Origin of the sequence: Polaromonas sp. (genome assembly GCF_030689685.1) — a bacterium.
Taxonomy (GTDB): domain Bacteria; phylum Pseudomonadota; class Gammaproteobacteria; order Burkholderiales; family Burkholderiaceae_C; genus Polaromonas.
The window spans coordinates 1-25,212 of sequence record NZ_JAUYEY010000063.1 but is presented as its reverse complement, the minus strand read 5'-3'; the positions used below and the strand labels follow the sequence as shown (position 1 = coordinate 25,212).

Here is a 25,212-nt window from a genome sequence, read left to right as displayed (position 1 = left end):
CTAGCGTGAGCGTTGGTAATTTTGCCGCCGTCCCACTCCTCAAAAATCCATGCCCAAAACACCCAAACCCAATGTGGCCGCAAAAGCTGCCGCCCGAAACACCGACAGCGGCCCCTCCGGGCAGGCGGACCATGACCACAACGATCTGCCGTCCCGCAAAATGGCCGAGGTTCAGGCGCTGGCGCAAGCCATGCCTCACAACGTGAACAAGCCGATGGAACACGGCTTTGACAACGCCATCCATCCGCAGCGCGGCGCCACCGTCGACTCGCCGTCGCGGCTGGCCACTGGCAGCACCCTGTCGGAAAAAAACGGCACCGAAAAAACAGGCAGCACCGCCCTGGAGGGCCTGAACGCCACCATCGAACCGCTGGACCGCGTGCGCGTGGATGCGGGCGGCCAGGTGCTCACCACCAACCAGGGTGTAGCCATCGCCGACAACCAGAATTCACTGAAGTTTGGGCTGCGCGGACCGGCCTTGCTGGAGGACTTCGTCCTTCGCGAAAAACTCACGCATTTTGACCATGAGCGCATTCCTGAACGCATCGTCCATGCGCGCGGCTCCGGCGCGCACGGCTATTTCGAGTGTTACGAGCCGCTGCCCCAATACACCAAGGCCGCGCCTTTCAAGGAAGCCGGCAAGATCACGCCGGTGTTTGTGCGTTTCTCGACGGTGGCGGGCGAGCGCGGCTCCAAGGACACGGCGCGCGATGTGCGCGGCTTCGCAGTGAAGTTCTACACCGACGAGGGCAATTGGGACCTGGTGGGCAACAACATGCCGGTTTTTTTCATCCAGGATGCGATGAAGTTTCCGGATCTGGTGCACGCCGTCAAGCCTGAACCGCACAATGGGATGCCGCAGGCCGGCAGCGCCCACGACACCTTCTGGGACTTTATTTCGCTGATGCCGGAATCCACCCACATGATGATGTGGGCCATGTCGGACCGGGCCATCCCGCGCAGCTACGCCACCATGCAGGGCTTTGGCGTGCACAGCTACCGGCTGGTCAACGAGGCGGGCGAGTCGGTGTTCGTCAAGTTCCATTGGGAACCCAAATACGGCACGCACTCCCTTGTCTGGGACGAAGCGGTGAAAATTTCCGGCGCTGACCCTGACTTCCATCGCCGCGACCTGTGGGAGCGCATCGAGTCCGGCGCCTTTCCCGAGTGGGAGCTGGGCTTGCAGATATTCAACGAGGAGCAGGCTGAGAACTTCAGGTTCGACATTCTGGACGCGACCAAGATCATCCCGGAAGAACTGGTTCCGGTGCAGAAGGTCGGCCGCATGGTGCTTAACCGCAACCCCGACAATTTCTTCGCGGAAACCGAGCAGGTGGCGTTTTGCACCGCGCATGTGGTGCCCGGCATCGATTTCTCCAACGATCCGCTGCTGGCCGGCCGCATCCACTCTTATGTGGACACGCAGATATCCCGGCTGGGTGGGCCCAATTTCCATGAAATTCCGATCAACGCGCCGATTGCACCCGTGCACAACAACCAGCGCGACGGCATGCATCGACAGGCCATCCACCGCGGCCGCGTTTCCTATGAACCGAATTCCCTGGGAGGCGGCTGTCCCTTCCAGGCCGGGGCGGCGCAGGGCTTTGTGACCGTTGCTGCGGGCCTGCAAGCCAAGGAAGAACAAGCCAAGGTACGCGGCAAACCTGAAAAGTTTGCTGATCATTACACCCAGGCTGCGCTGTTTTACGAGAGTCAGACACCTGTTGAGCAAGCGCACATCGCCGCGGCTTTCCGCTTCGAACTCAGCAAGGTGACGGTACCGGCGATCCGTGAGCGCATGGTGGCATCGCTGCGCAATGCGTCCGAAGCCCTCGCGCGCAAGGTGGCTGACGGCCTGGGCATGGACCCGATGCCGGCACCGCTGCCACGCGCGCTGGCCAAGCCGGAGCGGGCCGAAGTCTCCAAATCGCCTACGCTGTCGCTGCTGGCAAGGCCCGGCGATGGTTCGCTCAAGGGTCGCAAGGTCGCGATCCTGGTCGCGCCGGGCATAGTTGGTACATCTGTCGCGGCCGTTCAGGAGGCCTTGCTGGCGAAGGGTGCGGTCCCGCGCCTGGTCGCGCCGCGCATCGGACCGTTGGCAACGGACGAAGGCGCCATGCTGGATGCCGACGCTTCGCTGGAAAACGAGCCCGGCTTCCTCTTCGATGCCCTGGTGCTGCCGGACGGTGAGGCAGCCGTGGCCGCCTTGGGCCAGGATGGGCACACCATGGAATTCATCAAGGACCAGTACCGCCACTGCAAGACCATCCTGGTGCTGGGCGCGTCTAAAGCCTTGATCGACAAGGCTGGCGTGCCTGCGGAACTGCCCGATGGCCAGCCCGATCCGGGCCTGTTGTTCGCGGCCGGTGACGCAGGGCAGGCGCTGGTCGCTTTCATCAAGGCCGTTGGCGGCCCCCGCCACGCTGCACGCGAAACCGATCCACCTCGGGTGTGATTCTGCAAGCGCATGAAAAAAGCGGCCTTCGGGCCGCTTTTTTGTGAGAAAACTTGTCTAGGCGGGGTTTATTCCACCTTGGCTTTGTCGCGCAGGCCTTGCTGGAAGGCAGCGAGTTTTTGCTGCTGCATCTGCTGGGCGATTTGAGGCTTGAGTTCTTCAAACGGCGGCAATTTGGCGGTGCGGATGTCATCGACACGGATGACGTGGTAGCCGAACTGGGTTTTCACCGGTACGTCGGTGAGTTGACCCTTGTTGAGCTTGGCCATGGCCTCGGCAAACTCGGGCACATAGCTGCTCGGGTTGGCCCAGTCCAGATCGCCGCCGTTGGCACCGGAGCCGGGGTCTTTGGACTGCTTCTTGGCGATGTCTTCAAACTTGCCGCCCTTTTTCAAGCTGGTAACGATGGCCTTGGCTTCGTCTTCCTTTTCAACCAGGATGTGGCGCGCCTTGTATTCCTTGCCGCCGTTGGTTGCCACAAATTTGTCGTACTCGCCCTTGAGATCGGCGTCGGTCACCGGGTTTTTCTTCTGGTAGTCGGCAAACAGCTCGCGGATCAGGATGGCCTGTCGCGCCAGTTCCATCTGGGTCTTGAAGTCGTCGGTGGTCGACAGGCCAAGTTTTTCGGCTTCCTGCATGAAGACTTCGCGGGCAATCACTTCCTCGCGAATCTGGCCCTGCATCTCGGGTGTGACCGGGCGGCCAGAACGCGACAGTTGCAGTGCCAGCGCATCCACGCGGGCTTTGGGCACGGCCTTGCCGTTGACGATGGCGACGTTCTGCGCGAGGGCGCTGCCCGCACCGACAGTCATCAGGGCGCTCAGGGCGCCAGCAAATAAAAGGTGTTTTTTCATGAGTTTCCTAGGGTAATCGGGTTGGTTGTCGCATCCCGCTCGGCGGAAGGCGAAAAATCAGGTGTTTCGATGATCTCGATGGCCAGTGCGTGCAGGCCCTCATCAATGAAATTTTGCAGTGCATCATACACAAGCCGGTGGCGTGCCACGCGGCTCTTGCCTGCGAAGGCGGGGCAGGCAATACGCACGCGGAAATGGCTGCCAAACCCTTGCGCATTTGCACCGGAATGGCCCACATGGGCAGCACTTTCGTCGATCACTTCCAGATGGATGGGACTCAGGCGGGCGCGCAATTTTTCCTCGATACGAACGGCGTGGACGGGTTGCGGCGCGACGGTCAGCGGCATCATCACGCCTTGACGTGTTTGTTCAGGAACACCGCCTGTGCCATGACGAAGAGGAGCATCAGCCCCAGGCCGCCAAACAGTTTGAAGTTCACCCAGGTTGCGGTTGAAAAGCTAAAGGCCACCCAGAGATTGAGCAAGCCCATGAGCGCGAAAAAAGCTATCCAGCTGTAGTTGACCTTGCGCCACACGTCATTGGGCAGGCTCAACTGCGAGCCCATCAGTTTCTGGATGCCATTTTTCTTGAACACCAGTTGGCCGACCAGCAGCGCGCCGCCCATGACCCAGTACAGCACGGTGGGTTTCCATTTGATGAAAGCCTCGCTGTGGAAATAAATAGTCGCGCCGCCCAGCAGCGTCACCAGCCCGAGGCTGATCCACAGCATGGCGTCTATCTTGCGGCCGCGTGCGACCAGCCAGAGGATCTGGGCCAGCGTCGCCAGGATCACCACCACGGTGGCCAGCAACACAGGTGCCTCGGCGGTGCCGACCACGCCGCCGGACACCATGAAGCCCAGCCACTCGGTGGCGGTGCGCGCAGCCCATTCCGTGTTGCCTTCGGCGTACTTGAACATACCGAAGAACAGGATGATGGGAAGGAAGTCGAAGAGAATTTTCATAAGGTGATTATCGGTGGCAAAAACTGGAGCAAACCTCGCCTCGTTGCGTGCTGCTTTTCAAGCAGGGGCCGCAGAACCGGCTTTGCCGGGCCGCAGGCGCAGCGGCCCCCTCGGGGGGGGGCAGGGAGCTACACGAAGTGAGGGACCGTGGGGGCCTTAAATTCAAGAGAAGCCGAGTTCATGCAATAACGCAGGCCGGTATGGGTAGGGCCGTCGGGAAAAACATGGCCCAGATGCGCGCCACACTGGCTGCACACGGTTTCGGTACGAGTCATGCCATGGCTGCGGTCGACAATGTCGGTAATAGCTCCTGGCGCGGCCTCGGAAAAACTGGGCCAGCCGCATCCGGCATCGAACTTGGTGCTGGCGTTGAACAGCTCGTTGCCACAACACATGCAGTGGTAGCTGCCGTCGGCCCATACCGACTCATATTTGCCGGTGAAGGGGCGCTCGGTGGCAGCGTGTCGCGTGACTTCAAAGGCACCGCGCTCTGCGCCCTTTTCGGCCAGCAAGGCTTTCCACTCGGCGTCTGTTTTCTGGATTGTCACGGTCATGGCGCTACCTTTTAAGATTGCCTTTAATCTTGCTTACGAACTGCAGCTGATTTCAATGGATGTCGCCCAGTCAGGAGGGAAACCGGCGAATGTTTCCTGGCCCGGATGTTCTTCAAATGGAGCCTGCAGCAGCTTCAGCAAGGTATCGACTCCGGAAAAGTCCTGAAGTTTCGCAGCCCGAATGGCTTGTTCACCCAGGTGGTTGCGGAACACGTATTTTGGGTTGGTTTTAAGCATCAAATCAGCCCGTAGCCCATGATCCACGGGCTCTAGCCGCTCTGAATATTGTAGCGCCCAGGCATCGAAGTCCGTGCGATCCAGAAACAGGTCACGCACTGGCTCATTGCCAGCGCCGGGCGCAAAACCGCCCAGGCGACGCCAAAAAATGCTGTAGTCCACTTTGTCGGCGGCCAGCAGTTGGAAGATGCCCTCGATCAGCGCCTTGTCTTCCGGCAGCGCGTCGGGCAGGCCCAGCTTGGCGCGCATGCGGCCCTCCAACGCCTGCGGAAACACTGTTTTATAGGACTCCAGGGCGGCAAGCGCCTGCGCCTGCGCGTCCATCAGCGGCAGCAGCGCTTGGCCGAGGCAGAACAGGTTCCAGTAAGCGATGTTGGGTTGCTTGTTGTAGGCGTAGCGGCCCTGGGTGTCGGAGTGGTTGCAGATGTGGCCGGGGTCGAAGGCATCGAGAAACTGGAAAGGGCCATAGTCAATGGTCAAACCCAGGATGCTCATGTTGTCGGTGTTCATCACCCCGTGGCAAAAGCCGACGGCCTGCCAGGCGGCCACCATGGTCGCCGTGCGTTCGCTGACCGCCTGCAGCAAGGCCGCATAGGGCTGGGCGGCGACGCGGCACGCGGGGTAGAAGTTGTCGATGACAAAATCCGCCAGGATTTTGAGCTGATCGTGCTGATCGTTGTAGCTGAAATGCTCGAAGTGCCCAAAACGGATAAAACTGGGTGCGGTGCGGGTGACCACGGCTGCGGTTTCAATCTCTTCACGCCGGACCTTGGCGCTTGATCCCGTTACACACAGCGCGCGCGTTGTGGGGATGCCCAGGCCATGCATGGCCTCAGAACACAGGTATTCGCGGATGGAGCTGCGGAGCACCGCGCGGCCGTCACCCATGCGGGAGTAGGGCGTCAGGCCCGCGCCCTTGAGCTGGATTTCCCGGGGTCCGGCGCCGGTTTGCAGTTCCCCGAGTAGGATGGCACGGCCGTCACCGAGTTGCCCGGCCCACTGGCCGAACTGGTGGCCGCTATACACGCTGGCTAACGGCTGCAAACCCTGTGCCACTTTGTTGCCGGTGAACAGCTCCAGCGATTCCTGCGATGAGAACCACGGCTCCAGCAGCCCCAGTTCGCGCGCGAGCGCCTCGTTACGACCGATCCAGTAGGGGGTTTGCAGTGGCGTGGGCTGGAGCGCGGTGAAAAAATCCGGTCCCAGCGCCGCGAAACGGTTGTTCCATGCCGGGCCAGGGATGGCCGCAGGGGGGGCGTTGATGACTGCGTTCATCCGGACATTGTCCTATGCGGCCAACAGCCCCGTGCCTGCGGGGTTAAAGGCCGATTCGGGTCAAACCGGCCGATGCGGGGTTTGACCTTGCGCCAAGTCCGAATGGAGGAAGTCACGGGTATGGCGCGGGCAGCTTGGGCGTTACCATGCAGCCACGACGTTGTCGCAGGACAGCGATTTTTTACAGGACAAAAAGGAAATATGACCATGTTGGGTTTGATGCAAAACCAGCCGCTGCTGATTTCATCGCTGATCGATTTTGCGGAGCGCCACCACGGCGATGCGGAGGTTGTGTCGCGCCGTGTGGAGGGTGATATCCACCGCTACACCTACCGTGACGTGGCACGCCGCTCGCGCCAGGTGGCCAAGGCGCTGGATGCGCTGAAGCTGCAGTTCAGTGACCGCATTGCCACCCTGGCCTGGAACGGCTACCGGCACCTTGAGCTGTATTTCGGCGTCAGCGGCTCCGGCCGCGTGCTGCACACCCTGAATCCGCGCCTGCATCCCGACCTGGTGTCCTGGATTGCCAACCACGCCGAAGACCAGGTGCTGTTTTTTGACATGTCTTTTTTGCCGCTGGTCCAGGCCTTTCATGCGAAGTGCACAACCATCAAACACTACATCGCACTGTGTGATGCCGACAAGCTGCCGGCTGACAGTGGCATCCCGAACCTGAGCAGTTACGAAGCCTGGCTGACCCCACATTCTGCCGACTATAGCTGGCCCAGTTTCGATGAGAACTCGGCGTCGAGCATGTGTTACACCAGTGGCACCACCGGCAATCCGAAAGCGGCGCTCTACAGCCACCGCTCGACCATCCTGCATGCCTATGCGGCGGCGCTGCCGGACGTGATGTGCCTGAGCGCACGCGACTCCATCCTTCCCGTGGTTCCGATGTTCCACGTCAACGCCTGGGGCATTCCGTACTCGGCCGCGCTCACCGGCGCCAAGCTGGTGTTTCCCGGTCCGGGCCTGGACGGCAAGTCGGTGTACGAGCTGATCGAGAACGAAAAGGTGACCTACGCCGCCGGTGTGCCCACGGTCTGGCAGATGATGCTGGGACATATGAAGCCGGTTGGCCTGAAATTTTCCACCCTCAAGCGCACCGTGATTGGTGGCTCGGCCTGTCCGCCGGCCATGATCCATGCTTTCCAGGAAGACTACGGCGTTGAAGTGCTGCACGCCTGGGGCATGACCGAAATGTCACCGCTCGGAACGCTCTGCACCCTGAAGAACAAACACCTGGGCATGTCGAAAGACGAGCAGATGAAGATCCGGCTCAAGCAGGGGCGGGCCATCTATGGCGTGGACATGAAAATCGTCGGCGAGGACGGCAAGGAGCTGGTCTGGGACGGCAAGGCGTATGGCGACCTGCATGTCAAAGGTCCGTGGATCGTTGGCGAGTACTTCAAGGGCGAGGGCGGCAACCCGCTGATCGACGGCTGGTTTCCGACCGGCGATGTGGCCACCATCGACCCCGATGGCTATATGCAGATCACCGACCGCAGCAAGGATGTGATCAAGTCCGGCGGCGAGTGGATCAGCTCCATCGACATTGAGAACATCGCCGTGGCACATCCCGCCGTAGCCATGGCAGCCTGCATCGGCGTGCGCCACCCGAAGTGGGACGAGCGTCCCATCATCGCCGTGGTGAAAAAGCCCGGCGCCGAGGTCACGCGAGAGGAGCTGATCAAGTTCTACGAAGGTAAAACCGCCAAATGGCAGATTCCGGACGATGTGGTGTTTGTGGATGCGATTCCGCTGGGCGCCACCGGAAAAATGCTCAAGACGCGGCTGCGCGAACAGCTCAAGGATTACACCTTGCCCGGCGTGTAGGTCACAGCGACATTCCGCTTGGCGGAATGTCGAATCCACCGGTTTGCTCCTGCCTTGTCGCCTGCGCGATAGCCGGGCGTTTTTTTACGGGCAATCCCCTACGCTGCAGCGCACAAAAACTTGTACTCTGCCTTTATCAGTTAACTAGGAGACATTGATGAAATTGACCATGAAAATTGTTGCAGCATCGGCCATCATGATGGCCGCTGGCATGTCCTTTGCCCAAAAGGGCGAAACCGTCAAATTGGTCAGAATTGACCCCCTGACCGGGCTGCTTGGGCCGGTGGGCGTCAGCCAGGCCAAGGGCTACCAGTTTTTCGCTGAAAAATTCAGTGGCGCGGGCAACCCGGCCGGCGTGAAGTTTGAGTTCTCCACCATCGACAACAAACTCAGCCCGGCGGAAAGCCTCAACGCGCTCAAGGCTGCGATTGACCAGGGTGCGCGTTACATCATCCAGGGCAATGGTTCCTCGGTGGCCCTGGCCTTGAGCGACGCCGTCGCCAAACACAATGAGCGCAACCCCGGCAAGGAGGTCATATACCTCAACGACTCGGCCGTGGATCCCGACCTGACCAACAGCAAGTGCAATTATTGGCACTTCCGCTTTGACGCAGACACGTCGATGAAGATGGAGGCCATGTCCAGCTTCATCGCCACGCAGCCTGACATCAAGAAAGTCTATTTCCTGAACCAAAACTACTCGCACGGTCATCAGGTCGTGAAATTCGGCAAGGAAGCCCTGGCCCGCAAGCGCCCGGACATTCAGGTCGTGGGCGAAGACCTGCATCCGCTGGCGCAAACGCGTGACTTTGCACCGTACATCGCCAAGATCAAGGCTTCTGGCGCCGACACCGTGATTACCGGCAACTGGGGGTCCGACCTGTCGCTGCTGATCAAGGCCGCCAACGAGAACGGCTACAACGGTAAGTTCTTCACCTACTACGCTGGCGTCACAGGCACGCCAACGGCCCTGGGTCAGAACGGTGCTGGACGCGTCTATCAGATTGCCTACAACCACTACAACATGGGTGGGCAGATGGAAAAATGGATGAAGGAGTTCAACGCCAAGTACAACGATGACTTCTACACCGGCTCGACCATCCGTATCTTCGAGATGCTGGGTGCCGCCATGGCCAAGGCCAAATCCACCGACCCGGTGAAGGTGGCGGCCGCCATGGAAGGTCTGAAGGTCAAGAGCTTCAACGGCGAAGTCGAAATGCGCAAGTCGGACCATCAACTGCAGCAGCCGCTGTACATGTCGGTATGGCAAAAGGCAGATGCCAAGAACCCCTACAGCCCCGAAAAAACCGGCATGACCCTGGCGATGCTCAAGGAATATCCAAACTACGTGTCGAGCACGCCGACCAGCTGCCAGATGAAGCGTCCGTAATCTCTGACGCCTGAAGACTGCAGACAGAGCCCGAGCGGGTCGCCGTATCGGGCTCTTTTACTTTTACCGACGAGGAAGGTCACGCTGAATGGAGTTTTTCATCATCTCGATGCTGAACGGGCTGAGCTACGGGCTCTTGCTGTTCATGCTCAGTTCGGGACTCACGCTGATTTTCAGCATGATGGGGGTCCTGAATTTCGCCCACGCCAGCTTTTACATGCTGGGCGCGTATGTGGGCTACACCGTGGCCCAATTCGTTGGATTCTGGCCGGCTTTGCTGATCGCCCCTCTGGTCGTCGGCGGACTGGGCGCGTTGTTTGAGCGCCAGTGTTTGCGCAAGGTGCACAAGTTTGGTCATGTCCCTGAACTTCTGATCACCTTCGGGCTGTCTTACGTGATCGTGGAACTTGTTCAACTGATTTGGGGCCGCATCGCGGTGGAATTCCGTCCACCAGAGCTCCTCCAGGGACCGGCTTTCACACTGATCAATGATTCGGTCAAGGGCTTGAGCCTCTTCTGGGGCGCCGCACCCACCGCGCTGTGCAGCACGGCAGACGCGGCGGTGCGCATTGTCTGCTCTCCGTTCCCTGCCACCCGTGGCTTCATGATGTTGGTGGCCGTGATCATGTTGGCTTCGGTCTGGCTGCTGCTGACCCGTACCCGCATCGGCCTGGTGATCCAGGCCGCGCTGACTCACCCGGAGGCTGTAGAGTCCTTGGGCCACAACGTGCCACGCGTGTTCATGCTGGTGTTCGGCGCCGGTTCGGCCTTGGCAGGCCTCGCCGGGGTGATCGGTGGCAGCACCTTCCTGACGGAGCCGGCCATGGCCGCCACCGTGGGTTCCGTCATCTTCGTCGTGGTGGTGGTGGGCGGCATGGGCTCGCTGTCTGGGGCGTTTGTGGCCTCCCTGCTGATCGGCGTCATTCAGACTTTTGCCGTGGCCTTCGACTATTCGTTGGCAACCCTGGCCGAGCAGATCGGTTTGCCGCTCAGCGCTGCTGTGGCCAACAACTCCTATATCAAACTCACGTTGTCGCAGGTGGCGCCTATCCTTCCCTATTTGTTTTTGGTGCTCATCCTGATCTTCAGGCCGCGCGGCCTGCTCGGCAAGCGGGAGAGCTGACCCATGAAAACCCACTATCAATTCGCGCCGCTCAACATCGGGCGCTGGCTAACCTGGGGCCTGTTCGCACTGCTTCTTGTGGTCGCGCCAATGGTGTTTGGCAGCGGCCTGAGCTTGACCGTGTTGTCCCAGATGGGCATTGCCATCATTGCCTGCCTGTCCTACAACATTCTGTTGGGGCAGGGCGGCATGCTGAGCTTCGGGCATGCGGTCTATACCGGCCTGGGCTCCTTCCTCGCCATCCACGCGCTTAACAGTGTCGGCAACGGCTCGCTGCCTCTACCGGTGTCCCTCGTGCCGCTGGTGGGCGGCCTGGCTGGTGTCGGCTTTGCAGTGTTGTTCGGGTATGTCACCACGCGCAAATCGGGCACCACCTTTGCCATGATCACGTTGGGGCTGGGTGAACTGGTCTTCGCACTGTCGCTGATGATTCCGGAATTTTTTGGCGGTGAGGGCGGCGTATCGGGCAACCGGGTCACCGGCAAAGCCGTGATGGGTGTCAATTTCGGCCCGCAGATTCAGGTTTATTACCTGATCGCCTGCTACACCTTTGTTGCTGTCGGCCTGATGTTTGCCTTTACCCGCACACCGTTGGGCCGCATGCTCAACGCCGTACGGGACAACCCCGAGCGGGTCGAGTTTGTGGGGTATGACACCCAAAAAGTGCGGTACATGGCATTCATCATTGCCGGTTTTTTTGCCGGCATCTCCGGTGGCTTGGCAGCGCTGAATTTCGAGATTGTCACGGCCGAGGTTGTGGGTGCCGCCCGCTCGGGCGGGTATTTGTTGTTCACCTTCCTGGGCGGTGCCACCTTTTTCTTCGGTCCCATCATAGGCGGCATCCTGATGGTGCTGGCAACGGTGTTGCTGTCCGAGTTCACCAATGCCTGGCTGCTCTACCTGGGTCTGGTGTTCCTGTTCATGGTGATGTATGCGCCCGGCGGCATCGCGAGCCTGATCATGATGAACCTGCGCGTGGCAGCCTTCGGCAAACTCCGTCAACTGTGGGTCAGCTACCTGGCCCTGACGGTCACCGTGCTGGTCTTGCTGGTGGGCGCTGGCGCGATGATAGAGATGGTCTACCACATGCAACTCAACACCACGCTGGGCTCGCAGCTCAAGTTTCTGGGCGTCACGCTCGACGTTAAAAACTTCAATAGCTGGTTCGGTTCGGCGTTTGTGATGCTGACCGGACTGGGCCTGTTTGAAGTCACGCGTCGGCAGTTCCTGGTCCAGTGGGGCGGTATCCAGGAGTACATTGAAAAAGAAATCAAGCGCAGGGAGGCCCTATGAGCCCCCACGCTTGTCACTGCGTGAGCCTTCGGCGTTGCGCTGCCCCTCTCACAGGAGGAAGGGGCCACATTTTCCTTGGAACGGCCCGGTGGAAAACAATATGACTTATGCACTTGAATTGAGAGATCTGCGCAAGAGCTTCGGCAAGACCGAGATCATCCGCGGCGTCAACCTGGCCGTCAATGCGGGCGAGCGTATCGGCATCATTGGTCCGAACGGCGCCGGTAAATCCACGCTGTTCAACCTGATCAGCGGGCGCTTTGAGCCCAGCAGCGGTGACGTGCTGCTCGGTGGCCAGCGCATCAACGGTAAAAAACCGTTCGAGATCAACCGGCTGGGCTTGTCGCGCAGCTTCCAGATCACCAACATCTTTCCCAAGCTCAGTGTTTTCGAAAACCTGCGCTGCGGTGTGCTCTGGAGTCTGGGCTACAAATACACCTTCCTGAAGTTTCTTGCCGACCTGGACGACGCGAATGACCGCGCCGACGCGCTCATGAAAATGATCAAGCTCGACAAAAAGCGTGACGTGCTGGCCATGAACCTGACTTATGCGGAGCAACGCGCGCTGGAGATCGGCATCACCATCGCCGGAGGCGCCGGCGTCATCCTGCTCGACGAGCCCACGGCAGGCATGAGCCGAAGCGAAACCAGCCGTTTCATCAACCTGATCAAGGAAGTGACTGTGGGCAAGACCCTGCTGACGGTGGAACACGACATGGGCGTGGTGTTCGGCCTGGCCGACCGCATCGCCGTCGTGGTGTACGGCGAGGTCTTGGCCTTCGACACGCCGGACGCGGTGCGCGCCAACCCGCGCGTGCAAGAGGCCTACCTGGGCTCGCATGTCGCTGATGCCCAGACAGAAAATCATTGATATGACCCCCACGCTCCTCACTTTGTGTACTTCGCTGCCCCCGGAAGGGGCTAAAGGCCCGCTAGGGGCGGCCCGCCGGAGCCTTTCATGCTGAAAATCGAAAATCTTCACGCCTACTACGGCAAGAGCCATGTGTTGCATGGCGTTCATTTCGACGTCCAGCCCGGTGAAATCGTGGCCCTGCTGGGGCGCAACGGTTCGGGCCGGTCCACCACCGCCAAGGCCATCATGGGCCTGGTCGATTGCCAGGGCGACATTCAGTGGAAAGGCAAGCAAATCGCTGGCCTCAAGGCCTACGAGGTTGCACACCTGGGCATCGGTTATGTACCCGAGAACCGTGACATTTTTCCAACCTTGACTGTGCACCAGAACCTGATGCTCGGGCAAAAAGGCAAGGCCAAAGGCAGCCGCTGGTCGTTTGAGGACATGTACCAGATGTTTCCGCGCCTCAGGGAAAGGCAGCATAACGAGGCCGGTGTGCTGTCCGGTGGCGAGCAGCAGATGCTGACCCTGTGCCGCGCGCTGATGGGCGATCCCGACCTGATCATCATCGACGAGCCCACCGAAGGGCTGGCGCCCAAAATTGTCGAACTGGTGGGGCAGTACCTGCAGACGCTCAAGGCCAAAGGCATCTCCGTGCTGCTGATTGAGCAGAAACTGACGATTGCCATGGCAATTTCCGACCGCGCGCTGGTCATGGGCCACGGCAGCATCGTGTTCCAGGGCACGCCCGACAGCCTGCGCGCCGATGCCTATATCCGCAAGGAATGGCTGGAAGTCTGAGAGACTGTGAGTCTTTCTACTGCGCGGCCCGATCTGGCTCCTGCGGTGCGCACCGTACCCTTGTACGGCTCCGCTCCTCGAAACCACTCTCGGCCCTGCTCGCTACGAAATCTTCACAGCCTCTGGGCAGGGACCGCAAGCCTGGTTTTGTCGCGGCAGGGACAATGCAGGCGACCCCCAGGGTTGCACTGCAACATAAGCTCTCTACAATAAGAAAAGAACGGTCGTACTATTTTTGTCAGTCCGGCCCCGTCAGGGCTTCAGCGATCAGTGGCTGAAAATCACGCAACAAAGGAAACACACATGACAGCGAAATACGAAGTCCACGGCAGTGTGGCGGTCATCACGCTCGAGAACCCACCCGTCAACGGCCTGGGTTACACCACCCGTGTAGGCATCACGGACGGCCTGCAGAAGGCCCATGCCGATTCCACCATCAAATCGATTGTGCTGACCGGTGCCGGCAAAGCCTTTTCCGGTGGGGCGGACATCAAAGAATTCGGCTCCCCCAAAGCACTGGCAGAACCCAATTTGCTCAGCGTCATTCTGGCGCTGGAAAACTCGTCCAAGCCTGTGGTGGCAGCGGTGCATTCGGTATGTATGGGCGGCGGCCTGGAGCTGGCATTGGGTTGCCATTACCGCATCGCCGCCCCTGGCTGCAATGTGGCCTTGCCTGAAGTCAAACTCGGGCTGATCCCCGGAGCCGGCGGCACGCAGCGCCTGCCGCGCGCATTGGGCGTGGAGCCCGCACTCAACATGATTGTCAGCGGGGATCCCGTCAAGAGCGAACTGCTGGCCCAGATCCCCGGCCAGAAACTGTTTGACAAGATGGCAGCCTCTGCGGAGTCGCTGGCCGAGGAAGCGGTGGCCTATGCGCAAGCGGTGTCCGACACCCGGCCTCTGCCACTGGTCCGCAACCTGCCATGCAGGCACCCGAACGGCGATGCTTACTTTCAGTTTGCGCGCAACATGGTCAAGGGGATGGCGAAAAACTTCCCGGCACCGGGCAAGTGTGTGGACGCCATCGAATCTGCGACCAAGAAAAAATTCGACGACGGCATGGCCTTTGAGCGCGAGATATTCACTGCCCTGATGTTCACGCCCGAAAGCCGCGCCCTGCGTCACATCTTCATGGCCGAGCGTGCCGCTTCCAAAGTTCCGGATGTGCCGCAAGACACGCCGCAGCGCAACATTCAGTCCATCGCCGTCATCGGCGCTGGCACCATGGGCGGCGGCATTGCCATGAACTTCCTGAGCGCCGGTATTCCCGTCAAGATGCTGGAGATGAAGCAGGAAGCCCTGGACAAGGGCATTGCCATCATTCGCAAGAACTACGAAGCCCAGGTCAAGAAGGGCAAGCTCAAGCAGGACAAATACGATCAGCGCATGAGCCTCTTGAGCACCACGCTGAGCTACGACGACCTGAAAGATGCCGACATGGTGATTGAGGCCGTCTTCGAGGAAATGGGCGTCAAGGAGAAAGTCTTCAAGGAACTGGACCGGGTGATGAAACCCGGCGCCATTCTGGCTTCCAACACCTCCACACTGGACATGAACAAGATCGCGGCCTTCACCAAGCGTCCGCAGGACGTGGTGGGCATGCATTTTTTCAGCCCCGCCAACATCATGAAACTGCTGGAAGTGGTGCGCGGCGAAAAAACCGCCAAGGACGTGCTCGCCACCGTGATGGCTGCAGCCAAAAAGATCAAGAAAACCGCCGTTGTGTCTGGCGTGTGTGATGGCTTTATCGGCAACCGCATGATCGAGCAGTACGGACGGCAAGGCGGCTTTCTGCTGGACGAAGGCTGCACCCCCGCGCAGGTGGACAAGGCCATGGAGAAATTCGGCATGGCCATGGGCCCGTTCCGCATGGGCGACCTGGCCGGCAACGACATTGGCTGGGCCATCCGCAAGCGCCGCTACCAGGAAAAGCCGGGCATGAAATACAGCAAAACTGCAGATTTGCTGTGCGAGAAGGGCCGTTTCGGCCAGAAAACCGGCGCTGGCTGGTACGACTATGTGCCTGGCAAGCGCGATGCGATCCCGAACGCCGAGGTGGTCAAGATGATAGAAGACCACCGCGCCTCGCTGGGCATCACGCCGCGCAAGATTTCGGACGAAGAAATTGTCCAGCGCCTGGTGTATGCACTGGTCAACGAAGCGGCACACATTCTGGAAGAGGGCATTGCGTCCAAAGCCAGCGACATCGACATGGTTTACCTGATGGGTTACGGTTTCCCGATCTACCGTGGCGGCCCCATGAACTACGCCGACCAGGTCGGCCTGTTCAATGTGGTGCAAAGCATGCAGCGCTTTGCCCAGAACCCGCTGGACGACGCGGCATTCTGGAAGCCCGCACCGCTGCTGGCCAAGCTGGCCGCCGAAGGCAAGACCTTCAACTAACCCCCCATTTTCCGGAGATTCACATGACCTCAGCCGTAATCGTTTCCACCGCCCGCACCCCCCTGGCCAAAAGCTGGAAGGGCTCTTTCAACATGACCCATGGCGCCACCCTGGGCGGCCACGCCGTCGAACACGCGATCAAACGCGCCGGTATCGAAGCCGGTGAGGTGGATGATGTGATCATGGGCTGCGCCAACCCCGAAGGTGCTACCGGCGCCAACATCGCGCGCCAGGCCGCCTTGCGCGCTGGCTGCCCAGTCACGGTGTCGGGCGTCACTGTCAACCGCTTCTGTTCGTCAGGCCTACAGACCATTGCCCTGGCCGCACAGCGCGTCATCGCTGGTGAAGCCGACATCTATGTGGCCGGTGGCGTTGAAAGCATCTCGTGCGTGCAGCAGGAGATGAACACCCACATGCTGGCCGATTCCTGGCTGGTCAAGAACAAGCCCGAGATTTACTGGAACATGCTACAGACGGCCGAGCAGGTGGCCAAGCGCTACGGAATCGGTCGTGAGCAGATGGACGAATACGGCGCAGCCAGCCAGCAGAAGGCCACCGCCGCGCTGGCGGCTGGTTTGTTTGATGCCGAGATTGCACCGATTACCGTCACCATGGGTGTGGCTGATGCCGTGATGGGCCTGACCACCAAACAGGTGACGGTCAGCAAGGACGAAGGCATTCGCGAAGGCACCACCAAGGAAGGCATCAGCGGCATCAAGCCGGCCATTCCCGGTGGTGTGATCTCGGCCGGCAATGCGAGTCAGTTCTCCGACGGCGGCGGCGCAGTGGTGGTGATGAACGAAACCGTGGCCGAGAAAAAAGGCCTGAAACCGCTGGGCCGTTTCCTCGGTTTTGCAGTGGCGGGATGTGAGCCGGACGAAATGGGCATTGGCCCGGTGTACGCCATCCCCAAGGTGCTGGCGCGACTGGGCCTCAAAGTCAGCGACATCGACCTGTGGGAACTCAACGAAGCGTTTGCGGTGCAGGTGATTTATTGCCGCGACAAGCTGGGCATCCCGATGGACAAACTCAACGTCAACGGCGGCGCGATTGCGGTCGGCCACCCCTACGGCGTCAGCGGCCAGCGGCTGACCGGCCACGCATTGATCGAAGGCAAGCGCCGTGGCGCCAAACGGGTTTGCGTGACCATGTGTATTGGCGGCGGCATGGGCGCTGCGGGTATATTTGAGGTTCTGTAACTCAACAAAGCAAACCCTTGAAGACTGTAGAACTGTTAAGCACACTTGTTCAACAGTCTGTTGACTTTGTTCTGGTTGGCGGAATGGCTGTGCAGCTTCACGGTTATATGCGCATGACTTATGACGTTGATCTTGTATTGGCCATGAATGACGGCAATCTAACAAGGTTCATCGATGTCGCTAAAGAGCTTGGTCTGGCTCCAGTTATTCCTGTACCTATTGACTCGCTCAAGAATGCCGCCCTGATTGACAAATGGCACCGAGAAAAAGGAATGCTCGCTTTCGCGCTGCGCGAGCCAGGTCTTGCGGGGAGCGTGATTGATGTTTTAGTCAGACCTGATGTCAGTTACGAACGGCTGATCGCTGATGCGGTGAACGGTGAGTTGTTCGGAAGACAAGTGAAAGTAGCTTGCATTGATCACTTGCTTGAAATGAAGCGCATTGCCAATCGCCCCAAAGATCAGCTTGATATTGCCGCGCTGGAAAAAATCAAGCGTGGAGAGGACCCTAATGCCTGACTTACAAACACCTTTCGCTCTGCCTCAGTCAATTCCGCAAAACGTGATGCTGGCAGTATTAAACCGCTGCGACGAAACACGGGAATTCATGATTGAAATGTGGCGAGCCAATCCAAATCTCGCCAAGCAAGGCGGTGCCAAGGTTGCCATGCTGTTGTCCCGACCCATGAATACTTCGGGAACGCAAGATGAGATTGCGCCAAACAGTTGATTTTCTGCTTTACGACTGGCTAGCTGCCGAGAGGTTGAACCAGCGCTCGCGCTTTATCGGCACCATGTCACGTTGAACTAAACCGCTACGCGGTGGCTGGTCCGCACAGGCCACCACCGCGTAGCGGTTTAGTTCAACTGGTTGTTCGTCACGGACACACAGCACCAGGTCGCCGCTTTGCGGCGCATGCTGCGTGCCGGACAGCGCCGACGTTAGGCATCGCAAACCACTCTCGCAGACTCTTGCGCATTTACTGGAAGGAAGTGGACATGACCGAAGGACTCGAAGGTGGCTGCCTCTGCGGAAAGGTTCGGTTCCGAACCACTCAAGCGCCACTGCGTACGTTCGCTTGCCACTGCACCTTTTGCCAGCGAGTGACAGGGTCTTCTTACTACGCCGAGTCGATGTTCCCAATGAATGCCGTGGTACTTAACGCCGGGGCGTTGAGCAGCTATGAGCACATCTCGGACGGAAGCAAGAAGAAGGTCTTCGTTCACTTCTGCCCCAACTGTGGCACTACTATCTCGCTCACCTTTGAGCGCTGGCCTGAGATTCGAGGAATCTCGCGCGGCTGCTACGACGATCCGAACGCGGTCGAAGTTTCCAGCCACATCTGGACTCAGTCTGCACAAACGGGGACGGCTCTGCCTAAGGGCGTCGAGTGCTTTGCCGAAGCTCGAGTAACTCTCGAAGGACAGGCGGAACCATCCACACGGCATACGGCGCCTGTCATGGCACGTGCGAAAAGCGATGCCTAACGAATAAGGTCAGATCGTGATCGCGAAGCGAGCCACGATCTGACCTTATTCGTTATGCCCCACTTGAGTAGGGCACCTCGCCTGGTAGCGAGTAAACTGTCCGAATAGGAGGTCGTCATGGACACATCTCTCATTAGTCGAAACCCAGAAATAATGAGTGGAGCGCTTTGCTTCACGGGTACCCGTGTTCTCGTCAAGAACCTCTTTGACTACCTTGAGGGTGCATCTTCTCTCGAGGACTTTCTCGAAGATTTCCCCTCAATTTCCCGTGAAAAGGCGGTGGCTGTACTTGAGGCGGCAAGAGAGCGTCTGTCTGCCGATGCGCTTACTGCTTGACGAGTCGATACCCGTAAAGTTGCGTCGCTCGTTGCCAAACCACGACGTTCGAACGGTCGTCGAGATGGGTTGGTCTGGGGTAAAGAACGGCAAACTGCTTGCGCTCGCAGCTGACGAATTCGACGCATTTGTTACCGTAGACAAAAATTTACCGTACCAGCAGAACCTGACTACGCTTCCCGTTGCTGTGATCGTGTTGGATGCAATGTCAAATGAACTGTCCGCCCTACTGCCTTTGTTGCCATCGCTTGAGCAAGCGCTCCTACCGCTGAAGCCTCGAACGTATTCGCTGGTGACCCGTGTGGCATAACAGGTTGCTCGTCGCGGACATGCAGCAGCAGGATGCCCCTTCGCGGCGCTTGCCGCATGCCGGACAGCGCCAACGTTGAAGCGTCAAAAGTTGCATGTCTCAGCGAGACTGCGCCCACTGTGTAAGGCTCACTCATGAATCACATCCTTTCAGGCAAGCGCATCCTTGTCACGCAGGCGACCTCCTTCATGGGCCCGGCTCTTTGCGAGGTACTTGCGCAACACGGTGCGATTGTCATTGCCAATACCGATCCACTCGCCGAAGTCGGGGCAGCAGAGGCCATGGTCAAGGCGGCGGGCGTGGTAGACGTGTTGGTGGCCAATCTTGCCATCGCGGCGCCAAGCTCACTGGTAACAGAGGCGTCCGAGTCCGAGTGGCGAGACACTTTTGCAGCGCTGGTCGATCCCTTGCCGAGGCTGTTCCGCGCGGCACTGCCGCAAATGATTGAGCGCCGGGCAGGAAAGATTCTGCTCATCGGCAGTGCCTCGGCGTTGCGCGGCTTGAAGCGTACTTCCACCTATGCAGCGGCACGCGGCGCGCAGCTTGCCTATGTCCAGTCCGTGGGCATCGAAGTGGCGCCCCACAACGTTCAGGTCAATGCCATCGCGCAGAACTTCGTAGAGAACCCCACGTACTTCCCTGCCGAAGTTCAGGCCAATCCTCGTTTTCAAGAAAGACTCAAGCGAGAGGTGCCGTTAGGGCGGCTGGTAAGCGCCCAAGAAGACGCGGCGTTTGCCGCCTATCTTTGCAGCGAGGCTGCCAATTGTTTCGTTGGCCAGGTGTTTCCTGTGTGTGGCGGGTGGGTGGCGCGGTAGCGCGAATGATGGCTAACCGGCTTTACTTGAGGCGTTACGAGCAACCGCCTGCCATAGTCACCATGCCTGGCCGCCGCGCCCTGATGGCACAGGCCTTCGCAGGCACTGCGGCGCTGTGCATGATCAGGTCTCCGGCATTTGCCGCGCTGAAACACCCTGATCCCAAATGGCATACGGCCGCTGTTCAAATGCGACAACTGGCTGAGGCCTGGGGCGACCAAAGCTATGGCGCTGTATTGGTTGCAGGTGGTGTTGTTGTCGGTGAGGGGCCCAGTCGTGTGCTTAAAGACAAGAACCCAGACGCACATGCCGAGCGTGTAGCCATCCTCGACGCGCAGCGCCGCCTTGGCCGCGAGAATCTTGCGGGCAGTGTCCTCTACTCGACAAGTCGTCCGTGTCCGGCCTGCGAGGCCGCAGCGTCACGTGCGGGAGTAAGTCGCATGTACTTCGGCCATGCCCTGGAGGACGCAGGTTCACCGCTGGGGCGCACTCCTTGAAGCCTGCCCCCGCCCTGACAGCGCGCCCACCCCAGGCCACCAGGGCCGCATGAATCCGGGGCACTGATATCACAGGCCAATGTCAGCCTGCCGCAAGTCTGTCATCCATAATTATGAATTCAGATTTAGAGCCAACCGGAGACAACACGTGTTCAAAGCCCTGCAACTCAACAAGACCGACGCCGGCTTTTCAGCGGCCGTGGTGTCACTTGACGAAGCCGATTTGCCGGCGGGCGATGTGCTGGCGCAAATCGACTATTCAACGCTGAACTTCAAGGACGGGCTGGCCATTACCAACAAGGGGCCGGTGGTGCGTAGCTGGCCCATGGTGGCGGGCATTGACGGTGCCGGCACGGTGCTCGAGTCCACACACCCGGCGTGGCATGCTGGCGACCCATTCATTCACAACGGCTGGGGCCTGGGCGAAACCCGCTGGGGCCTGTTGGCCGGGCGGGCGCGCCTGCAGGGCGACTGGCTGGTCCGGCTGCCGGCGGCTTTTACCACCCGCCAGGCGATGGCCATTGGCACTGCGGGTTACACCGCCATGCTGTGTGTGCTGGCGCTGGAACGGCATGGCTTGAAGCCTGGCGATGGCGAGGTATTGGTGACCGGCGCGACTGGCGGGGTGGGCAGTGTGGCGGTCGCGCTGCTGGGCAAGTTGGGCTACCGCGTGGTGGCTGCAACCGGCAAGGCCGACGAAGAAAGTTACTTGAAACAGCTCGGCGCCAGCGTGGTGATGGACCGGGCCGAGCTGTCGGCGCCCGGCAAGCCCTTGCAGAAAGAGCGTTGGGCGGCGGTGGTGGATGCGGTCGGCTCGCACACGCTGGTCAATGCCTGCGCGCAGACGCGTTACGGCGGCGTGGTGGCCGCTTGCGGGCTGGCGCAAGGCGCGGATTTTCCGGCAACTGTGATGCCCTTCATCCTGCGCGGTGTGACGCTGGCCGGTATTGACAGCGTGATGGCGCCGCTGGCGCGCCGCCAGGCCGCCTGGGAGCGGCTCGCCACTGATCTGGACCCGGCCAAGCTCGAAGCCATCGTCGAAGAAGTGCCCTTGGGGCAGGCCGCAGAAAAGGCGGCGGACTTGATGGCCGGCAAGGTGCGCGGCCGCATCGTGGTCAAAATCTGAGTTGCAAAGCAAAAACAATCCCGGAGACAGACCCATGACCCCTTACGCCGACTTTTACCGCCGCTCTATTGATGAGCCCGATGCCTTCTGGACCGAGCAGGCCCGACTGATTGATTGGCAGCAGCCCTTCACGCGCGTCTGCAACTTTGACAAGCCGCCGTTTGTGCACTGGTTCGAGGGCGGCAAGACCAACCTCTGTCACAACGCGGTGGACCGGCACCTGAAGGACAGGCCCGACCAGGCCGCGCTGATTTACGTCTCGACCGAAACCGGCACCGAGAAAACTTATTCATTTGCCGAGCTGCACCGCGAGGTACAGCGCATGGCAGCAAGCCTGCAGGCGCTGGGCGTGCAAAAGGGCGACCGCGTGCTGATCTACATGCCCATGGTGGCCGAGGCGGCGTTTGCGATGCTGGCCTGCGCGCGCCTGGGTGCGATCCACTGCGTGGTCTTCGGTGGTTTTGCCAGTGGCTCGCTGGCCTCGCGCATCGATGATGCGACGCCCAAGGTGATTGTCAGCGCCGATGCCGGTTCGCGCGGCGGCAAGATCGTGCCCTACAAGCCGCTGCTCGACGAGGCCATTCGCATCTCCAGCCACAAGCCGCAGGCGGTGCTGCTGACGGATCGCGGGTTGGCGCCCATGCCAATCGTCGCTGGGCGCGACCAGCTATGGACGGATCTTCGTGCTGCCCACATCGATGCGCAGGTGCCCTGCGAATGGCTGGATTCGACCGACATCAGCTACACCATCTACACCAGCGGCACCACCGGCAAACCCAAGGGCGTGCAGCGCGACACTGGTGGTTACGCGGTGGCGCTGGCGGCCAGCATGAAACACATCTTCGACGGTCGCGCCGGCGAGACTTATTTTTCGACCAGCGACATTGGCTGGGTGGTGGGCCACAGCTACATTGTTTACGGCCCGCTGATTGCCGGCATGGCAACGCTGATGTACGAGGGCCTGCCGACCCAGGGTCTGGACCAGCAGCCCGACGGCGGCATCTGGTGGCGGCTGGTCGAAAAGTACAAGGTGACGGCGATGTTCAGCGCGCCGACGGCGGTGCGGGTGTTGAAGAAGCAGGACCCGGCGCTGCTAAAGAAATATGACCTGTCCAGCCTGCGCGCTTTGTTCCTGGCGGGCGAACCGCTGGACGAGCCGACCGCGCGCTGGATCAGCGAAGGCTTGAGAGTGCCCATCATCGACAACTACTGGCAGACCGAGACCGGCTGGCCGTTGCTCACGGTGGCCAACGGCGTGGAAAAAACACACAGCAAATTTGGCAGCCCGGGCATCCCGATGTACGGCTACCGCGTCAAGCTGTTGCACGAATCAACCGGTGAGGAACTGACGCAACCCAATGAAAAAGGCGTGGTGGTGCTCGAAGGCCCGACACCTCCGGGCTTCATGCAAACCATCTGGAAAGACGACGCGCGCTTCGTCAACACCTACTGGATCGCGATGCCCGGCAAGATGAAAGACGGGAAACAGCAACCTGACCGGTTGCTGTACAGCACCTTCGACTGGGGCATTCGCGACGAAGACGGGTATTACTTCATCCTCGGCCGCACCGACGACGTGATCAACGTGGCCGGCCACCGGCTCGGCACGCGCGAGATCGAGGAGAGCATCTCCGGCCACGCTGGTGTGGCCGAGGTGGCCGTGGTCGGCGTGGCCGACTCACTCAAGGGCCAGGTGGCCATGGCCTTTGTCGTGCCGAAAGACGGCAGTGTGCTGGCCGACAGCACCGCCGCGCTCAAGCTCGAAGGCGAGATCATGAAACGTGTGGACGGTGATCTGGGCGCGCTGGCGCGGCCCTCTCGTGTGCGTTTTGTGTCGCTGCTGCCCAAGACCCGCAGCGGCAAGCTGCTGCGGCGCGCGATTCAGGCGGTGTGTGAAGGCCGCGACGCCGGCGACCTGACCACCCTGGATGACCCGGCTGCGTTGCAGCAGATCCGGGACCGGGTACAGGCTGGCTGAATCCAGGTGGGTCAGACTTTTACAAGTAAAAATGCCCGTCAGCCCATATCTGGTGGGCATAGACAGCTATCAAAACAGGAGCATCTTCGGGGCGCAGGGCAGGCGCGAAAGCGCAGAGCACCAGCGCTTCAGCGGGAAGGCCGGCCTGATTGCGGGTGATGCCTGGGGTACTTGCTGGGGTACTTGCTGGGGTAGGGCTTGCTGGCCTGCAGGTGTGCGGCAACCTGAGCAGTGCATTGTTCAACCCGGTGGCCGCACCGGATGCCGGATGGACAAATACGTCGGTCAGGGTGTACTCAAAAGGCCCATGGGCTTCTTGCCAGTACCAGCCTGGATGCTGGACCTGCACCGGCGCTACTCGGCGCGCGGCAATGGTCGGCCGCCACCCGGGCGAGCCAAAAGTCAGGTCCAGCCAGATGTCGAGCCGGTCCAGACGGATGCGCGCAGCGCGGGGTGCGACCCGTGCTGGCGTTTTCGGGGCCGTTTCCGCAGGGCGGTGTGCTGGTCTGGGGTGGGGCGCATGTGGCGCCCGGACTGTGGCTCAGGTATGCGCGCTTTGGGCGCATCATCGTCCAGCGCAACCTGGCCAGTTGGGAGCGCCTGTTTGCGCTGATGAATCTCGGCAATGCGCCCTTGAGGGCTGCCATGGGTAAGGCGGGACTGCGCCAGGCTGAACACGTGCACGGCGCAGTTGCAACACGGGCCGCGCTGGAGGCCTACCTGGTCTGACCTTGCGCAGCGGGCCTATTTCTGGAAAACGGCCGCGCCGGTAATCAGACCCGAACCCAGGTCTTTGGCATAGGTCAGGCCAGCCAGGCCGGCCTTGGTGCCAATGAGCGCGCCCCTGATGTCAGATCCGCTGAAAGTGGCGGATGTCGTTGTCACCGTGATGGTCTCAGTGATTGGGGTGCCAGGCGCGAACGATGTGGTGAAGGATGCATTGACCACATAATTCACCGAAGAGAAGTTGACCGTCAAACTTGCGGCGGTAAGTGTGCCGGCAACGCCGCCCTTGATGGGCGCGGTGTTCCCGGCGAGGGTATAGGTGGCACTGGCACTGGCGGACCTCAAGGCAGCTATCTCTGTAGACGAGGTGGGGCGACCCGCAATGTAATGCACGTGGTTGAGCATCACCGTGCCCAGATATTCCCGCTGGCCCGCCACCCAGGTTCCCCATCCGATGAAATTGGCGTCACTGACATTGCCGATGGACTTGAAGTCGGACACCGGCCCCGGCGTGCCGGTTTCAGACCATTTGGAGAAACCGCCCGCCACATTGTTGTCCTGATCTTGCCCCCGAAAAACGTACTCCATAGCTGATGGTCAAATTCAGACATTGGAGATTACGAAATGAGCAAGAGAAAAGACGGACAAGCCCGGGGCAAATACACCCTGGAATTCAAACTGGAGGCGGTGCGCCTGGTCA

The 25,212-nt window shown here is 60.2% G+C and carries 24 protein-coding genes and 1 pseudogene; 19 read left to right on the top strand and 6 right to left on the bottom strand.

The window, feature by feature from the left end; genetic code table 11:
* Window positions 1-49 precede the first annotated feature (49 nt).
* The gene (locus Q8O29_RS14840) at window positions 50-2,455 is read left to right on the top strand and encodes a catalase (protein ID WP_305564105.1); all 2,406 of its coding nucleotides are present in this window, start codon (window positions 50-52) and stop codon (window positions 2,453-2,455) included.
* Between the two features lie 68 nt (window positions 2,456-2,523).
* On the opposite strand, the gene Q8O29_RS14835 is transcribed toward Q8O29_RS14840, so the two are convergent.
* From Q8O29_RS14835 to Q8O29_RS14815, 5 genes and pseudogenes are all read right to left on the bottom strand, one after another.
* A complete protein-coding gene (locus Q8O29_RS14835; protein WP_305564103.1) occupies window positions 2,524-3,309 on the bottom strand; it encodes a peptidylprolyl isomerase in 786 nt (261 codons plus the stop codon).
* A gap of 68 nt (window positions 3,310-3,377) precedes the next feature.
* Window positions 3,378-3,656 (bottom strand): annotated as a pseudogene (locus Q8O29_RS14830) (BolA family protein); the annotation flags it as partial.
* 2 nt (window positions 3,657-3,658) lie between these two features.
* Entirely contained in the window at window positions 3,659-4,273 is a 615-nt protein-coding gene (locus tag Q8O29_RS14825; RefSeq protein WP_305564101.1) for a septation protein A, read from the bottom strand.
* Between the two features lie 128 nt (window positions 4,274-4,401).
* Window positions 4,402-4,827 carry a peptide-methionine (R)-S-oxide reductase MsrB gene (msrB, locus tag Q8O29_RS14820; RefSeq protein ID WP_305564099.1) on the bottom strand — a complete coding sequence of 142 codons (426 nt, stop codon included), beginning with the start codon at window positions 4,825-4,827 and terminating at the stop codon, window positions 4,402-4,404.
* 33 nt (window positions 4,828-4,860) lie between these two features.
* Window positions 4,861-6,339, bottom strand: coding sequence for a YdiU family protein (locus Q8O29_RS14815; protein ID WP_305564097.1), 1,479 nt, complete (start codon window positions 6,337-6,339; stop codon window positions 4,861-4,863).
* Window positions 6,340-6,546: 207 nt separating this feature from the next.
* Here Q8O29_RS14815 and Q8O29_RS14810 point away from each other — a divergent pair, with 207 nt between their 5' ends.
* The 18 genes from Q8O29_RS14810 to Q8O29_RS14730 all read left to right on the top strand — a co-directional run bounded on the left by Q8O29_RS14810 (window position 6,547) and on the right by Q8O29_RS14730 (window position 24,515).
* On the top strand, window positions 6,547-8,175 hold the full coding sequence (locus Q8O29_RS14810) for a 3-(methylthio)propionyl-CoA ligase (protein ID WP_305564155.1): 1,629 nt from the start codon (window positions 6,547-6,549) through the stop codon (window positions 8,173-8,175).
* Between the two features lie 157 nt (window positions 8,176-8,332).
* Window positions 8,333-9,565, top strand: a complete 1,233-nt coding sequence (locus Q8O29_RS14805; RefSeq protein WP_305564095.1) for a branched-chain amino acid ABC transporter substrate-binding protein — start codon at window positions 8,333-8,335, stop codon at window positions 9,563-9,565.
* 88 nt (window positions 9,566-9,653) lie between these two features.
* A complete protein-coding gene (locus Q8O29_RS14800) occupies window positions 9,654-10,688 on the top strand; it encodes a branched-chain amino acid ABC transporter permease (RefSeq protein WP_305564093.1) in 1,035 nt (344 codons plus the stop codon).
* A 3-nt stretch (window positions 10,689-10,691) separates the two neighbouring features.
* A complete protein-coding gene (locus Q8O29_RS14795) occupies window positions 10,692-11,981 on the top strand; it encodes a branched-chain amino acid ABC transporter permease (protein WP_305564092.1) in 1,290 nt (429 codons plus the stop codon).
* Window positions 11,982-12,081: 100 nt separating this feature from the next.
* Window positions 12,082-12,852: an ABC transporter ATP-binding protein gene (locus Q8O29_RS14790; protein ID WP_305564090.1), complete on the top strand. Its 771-nt coding sequence runs from the start codon at window positions 12,082-12,084 to the stop codon at window positions 12,850-12,852.
* Window positions 12,853-12,939: 87 nt separating this feature from the next.
* Window positions 12,940-13,635, top strand: a complete 696-nt coding sequence (locus Q8O29_RS14785) for an ABC transporter ATP-binding protein (protein ID WP_305564088.1) — start codon at window positions 12,940-12,942, stop codon at window positions 13,633-13,635.
* A 303-nt stretch (window positions 13,636-13,938) separates the two neighbouring features.
* Window positions 13,939-16,038, top strand: a complete 2,100-nt coding sequence (locus Q8O29_RS14780) for a 3-hydroxyacyl-CoA dehydrogenase NAD-binding domain-containing protein (RefSeq protein WP_305564086.1) — start codon at window positions 13,939-13,941, stop codon at window positions 16,036-16,038.
* A gap of 23 nt (window positions 16,039-16,061) precedes the next feature.
* Complete coding sequence (locus tag Q8O29_RS14775) at window positions 16,062-17,237, top strand: acetyl-CoA C-acyltransferase (protein ID WP_305564084.1); 1,176 nt, start codon at window positions 16,062-16,064, stop codon at window positions 17,235-17,237.
* A gap of 17 nt (window positions 17,238-17,254) precedes the next feature.
* Window positions 17,255-17,755, top strand: a complete 501-nt coding sequence (locus Q8O29_RS14770) for a hypothetical protein (RefSeq protein ID WP_305564082.1) — start codon at window positions 17,255-17,257, stop codon at window positions 17,753-17,755.
* A complete protein-coding gene (locus Q8O29_RS14765; RefSeq protein ID WP_305564080.1) occupies window positions 17,748-17,966 on the top strand; it encodes a hypothetical protein in 219 nt (72 codons plus the stop codon). Before Q8O29_RS14770 ends, Q8O29_RS14765 begins: the two co-directional genes overlap by 8 nt.
* Before the next feature lie 269 nt (window positions 17,967-18,235).
* On the top strand, window positions 18,236-18,724 hold the full coding sequence (locus Q8O29_RS14760) for a GFA family protein (protein ID WP_305564078.1): 489 nt from the start codon (window positions 18,236-18,238) through the stop codon (window positions 18,722-18,724).
* Between the two features lie 117 nt (window positions 18,725-18,841).
* Window positions 18,842-19,060, top strand: a complete 219-nt coding sequence (locus Q8O29_RS14755; protein ID WP_305564076.1) for a DUF433 domain-containing protein — start codon at window positions 18,842-18,844, stop codon at window positions 19,058-19,060.
* Window positions 19,044-19,370, top strand: a complete 327-nt coding sequence (locus Q8O29_RS20405; RefSeq protein WP_371134251.1) for a DUF5615 family PIN-like protein — start codon at window positions 19,044-19,046, stop codon at window positions 19,368-19,370. The genes Q8O29_RS14755 and Q8O29_RS20405 overlap by 17 nt, the downstream gene beginning before the upstream one ends.
* 134 nt (window positions 19,371-19,504) lie before the next feature.
* Window positions 19,505-20,185 carry an SDR family oxidoreductase gene (locus tag Q8O29_RS14750; protein WP_305564074.1) on the top strand — a complete coding sequence of 227 codons (681 nt, stop codon included), beginning with the start codon at window positions 19,505-19,507 and terminating at the stop codon, window positions 20,183-20,185.
* 5 nt (window positions 20,186-20,190) lie between these two features.
* On the top strand, window positions 20,191-20,682 hold the full coding sequence (locus Q8O29_RS14745; protein WP_371134250.1) for a deaminase: 492 nt from the start codon (window positions 20,191-20,193) through the stop codon (window positions 20,680-20,682).
* A 148-nt stretch (window positions 20,683-20,830) separates the two neighbouring features.
* Complete coding sequence (locus Q8O29_RS14740; RefSeq protein ID WP_305564072.1) at window positions 20,831-21,808, top strand: MDR family oxidoreductase; 978 nt, start codon at window positions 20,831-20,833, stop codon at window positions 21,806-21,808.
* 34 nt (window positions 21,809-21,842) lie between these two features.
* Entirely contained in the window at window positions 21,843-23,786 is a 1,944-nt protein-coding gene (locus Q8O29_RS14735) for a propionate--CoA ligase (RefSeq protein ID WP_305564070.1), read from the top strand.
* A 462-nt stretch (window positions 23,787-24,248) separates the two neighbouring features.
* Complete coding sequence (locus tag Q8O29_RS14730; RefSeq protein WP_305564068.1) at window positions 24,249-24,515, top strand: hypothetical protein; 267 nt, start codon at window positions 24,249-24,251, stop codon at window positions 24,513-24,515.
* A gap of 15 nt (window positions 24,516-24,530) precedes the next feature.
* Here Q8O29_RS14730 and Q8O29_RS14725 read toward each other — a convergent pair whose 3' ends face one another.
* Window positions 24,531-25,100, bottom strand: coding sequence for a hypothetical protein (locus Q8O29_RS14725; protein WP_305564066.1), 570 nt, complete (start codon window positions 25,098-25,100; stop codon window positions 24,531-24,533).
* Window positions 25,101-25,212: the final 112 nt, after the last annotated feature.

What these genes read in the sequence shown, in the direction of transcription:
- Q8O29_RS14840 (WP_305564105.1), top strand. Translation starts at nt 50, where the DNA reads ATGCCCAAAACACCCAAACCCAATGTGGCCGCAAAAGCTGCCGCCCGA.
- Q8O29_RS14835 (WP_305564103.1), bottom strand. Translation starts at nt 3,309, where the DNA reads ATGAAAAAACACCTTTTATTTGCTGGCGCCCTGAGCGCCCTGATGACT.
- Q8O29_RS14825 (WP_305564101.1), bottom strand. Translation starts at nt 4,273, where the DNA reads ATGAAAATTCTCTTCGACTTCCTTCCCATCATCCTGTTCTTCGGTATG.
- msrB (WP_305564099.1), bottom strand. Translation starts at nt 4,827, where the DNA reads ATGACCGTGACAATCCAGAAAACAGACGCCGAGTGGAAAGCCTTGCTG.
- Q8O29_RS14815 (WP_305564097.1), bottom strand. Translation starts at nt 6,339, where the DNA reads ATGAACGCAGTCATCAACGCCCCCCCTGCGGCCATCCCTGGCCCGGCA.
- Q8O29_RS14810 (WP_305564155.1), top strand. Translation starts at nt 6,547, where the DNA reads ATGTTGGGTTTGATGCAAAACCAGCCGCTGCTGATTTCATCGCTGATC.
- Q8O29_RS14805 (WP_305564095.1), top strand. Translation starts at nt 8,333, where the DNA reads ATGAAATTGACCATGAAAATTGTTGCAGCATCGGCCATCATGATGGCC.
- Q8O29_RS14800 (WP_305564093.1), top strand. Translation starts at nt 9,654, where the DNA reads ATGGAGTTTTTCATCATCTCGATGCTGAACGGGCTGAGCTACGGGCTC.
- Q8O29_RS14795 (WP_305564092.1), top strand. Translation starts at nt 10,692, where the DNA reads ATGAAAACCCACTATCAATTCGCGCCGCTCAACATCGGGCGCTGGCTA.
- Q8O29_RS14790 (WP_305564090.1), top strand. Translation starts at nt 12,082, where the DNA reads ATGACTTATGCACTTGAATTGAGAGATCTGCGCAAGAGCTTCGGCAAG.
- Q8O29_RS14785 (WP_305564088.1), top strand. Translation starts at nt 12,940, where the DNA reads ATGCTGAAAATCGAAAATCTTCACGCCTACTACGGCAAGAGCCATGTG.
- Q8O29_RS14780 (WP_305564086.1), top strand. Translation starts at nt 13,939, where the DNA reads ATGACAGCGAAATACGAAGTCCACGGCAGTGTGGCGGTCATCACGCTC.
- Q8O29_RS14775 (WP_305564084.1), top strand. Translation starts at nt 16,062, where the DNA reads ATGACCTCAGCCGTAATCGTTTCCACCGCCCGCACCCCCCTGGCCAAA.
- Q8O29_RS14765 (WP_305564080.1), top strand. Translation starts at nt 17,748, where the DNA reads ATGCCTGACTTACAAACACCTTTCGCTCTGCCTCAGTCAATTCCGCAA.
- Q8O29_RS14760 (WP_305564078.1), top strand. Translation starts at nt 18,236, where the DNA reads ATGACCGAAGGACTCGAAGGTGGCTGCCTCTGCGGAAAGGTTCGGTTC.
- Q8O29_RS14755 (WP_305564076.1), top strand. Translation starts at nt 18,842, where the DNA reads ATGGACACATCTCTCATTAGTCGAAACCCAGAAATAATGAGTGGAGCG.
- Q8O29_RS20405 (WP_371134251.1), top strand. Translation starts at nt 19,044, where the DNA reads ATGCGCTTACTGCTTGACGAGTCGATACCCGTAAAGTTGCGTCGCTCG.
- Q8O29_RS14750 (WP_305564074.1), top strand. Translation starts at nt 19,505, where the DNA reads ATGAATCACATCCTTTCAGGCAAGCGCATCCTTGTCACGCAGGCGACC.
- Q8O29_RS14745 (WP_371134250.1), top strand. Translation starts at nt 20,191, where the DNA reads ATGATGGCTAACCGGCTTTACTTGAGGCGTTACGAGCAACCGCCTGCC.
- Q8O29_RS14735 (WP_305564070.1), top strand. Translation starts at nt 21,843, where the DNA reads ATGACCCCTTACGCCGACTTTTACCGCCGCTCTATTGATGAGCCCGAT.
- Q8O29_RS14725 (WP_305564066.1), bottom strand. Translation starts at nt 25,100, where the DNA reads ATGGAGTACGTTTTTCGGGGGCAAGATCAGGACAACAATGTGGCGGGC.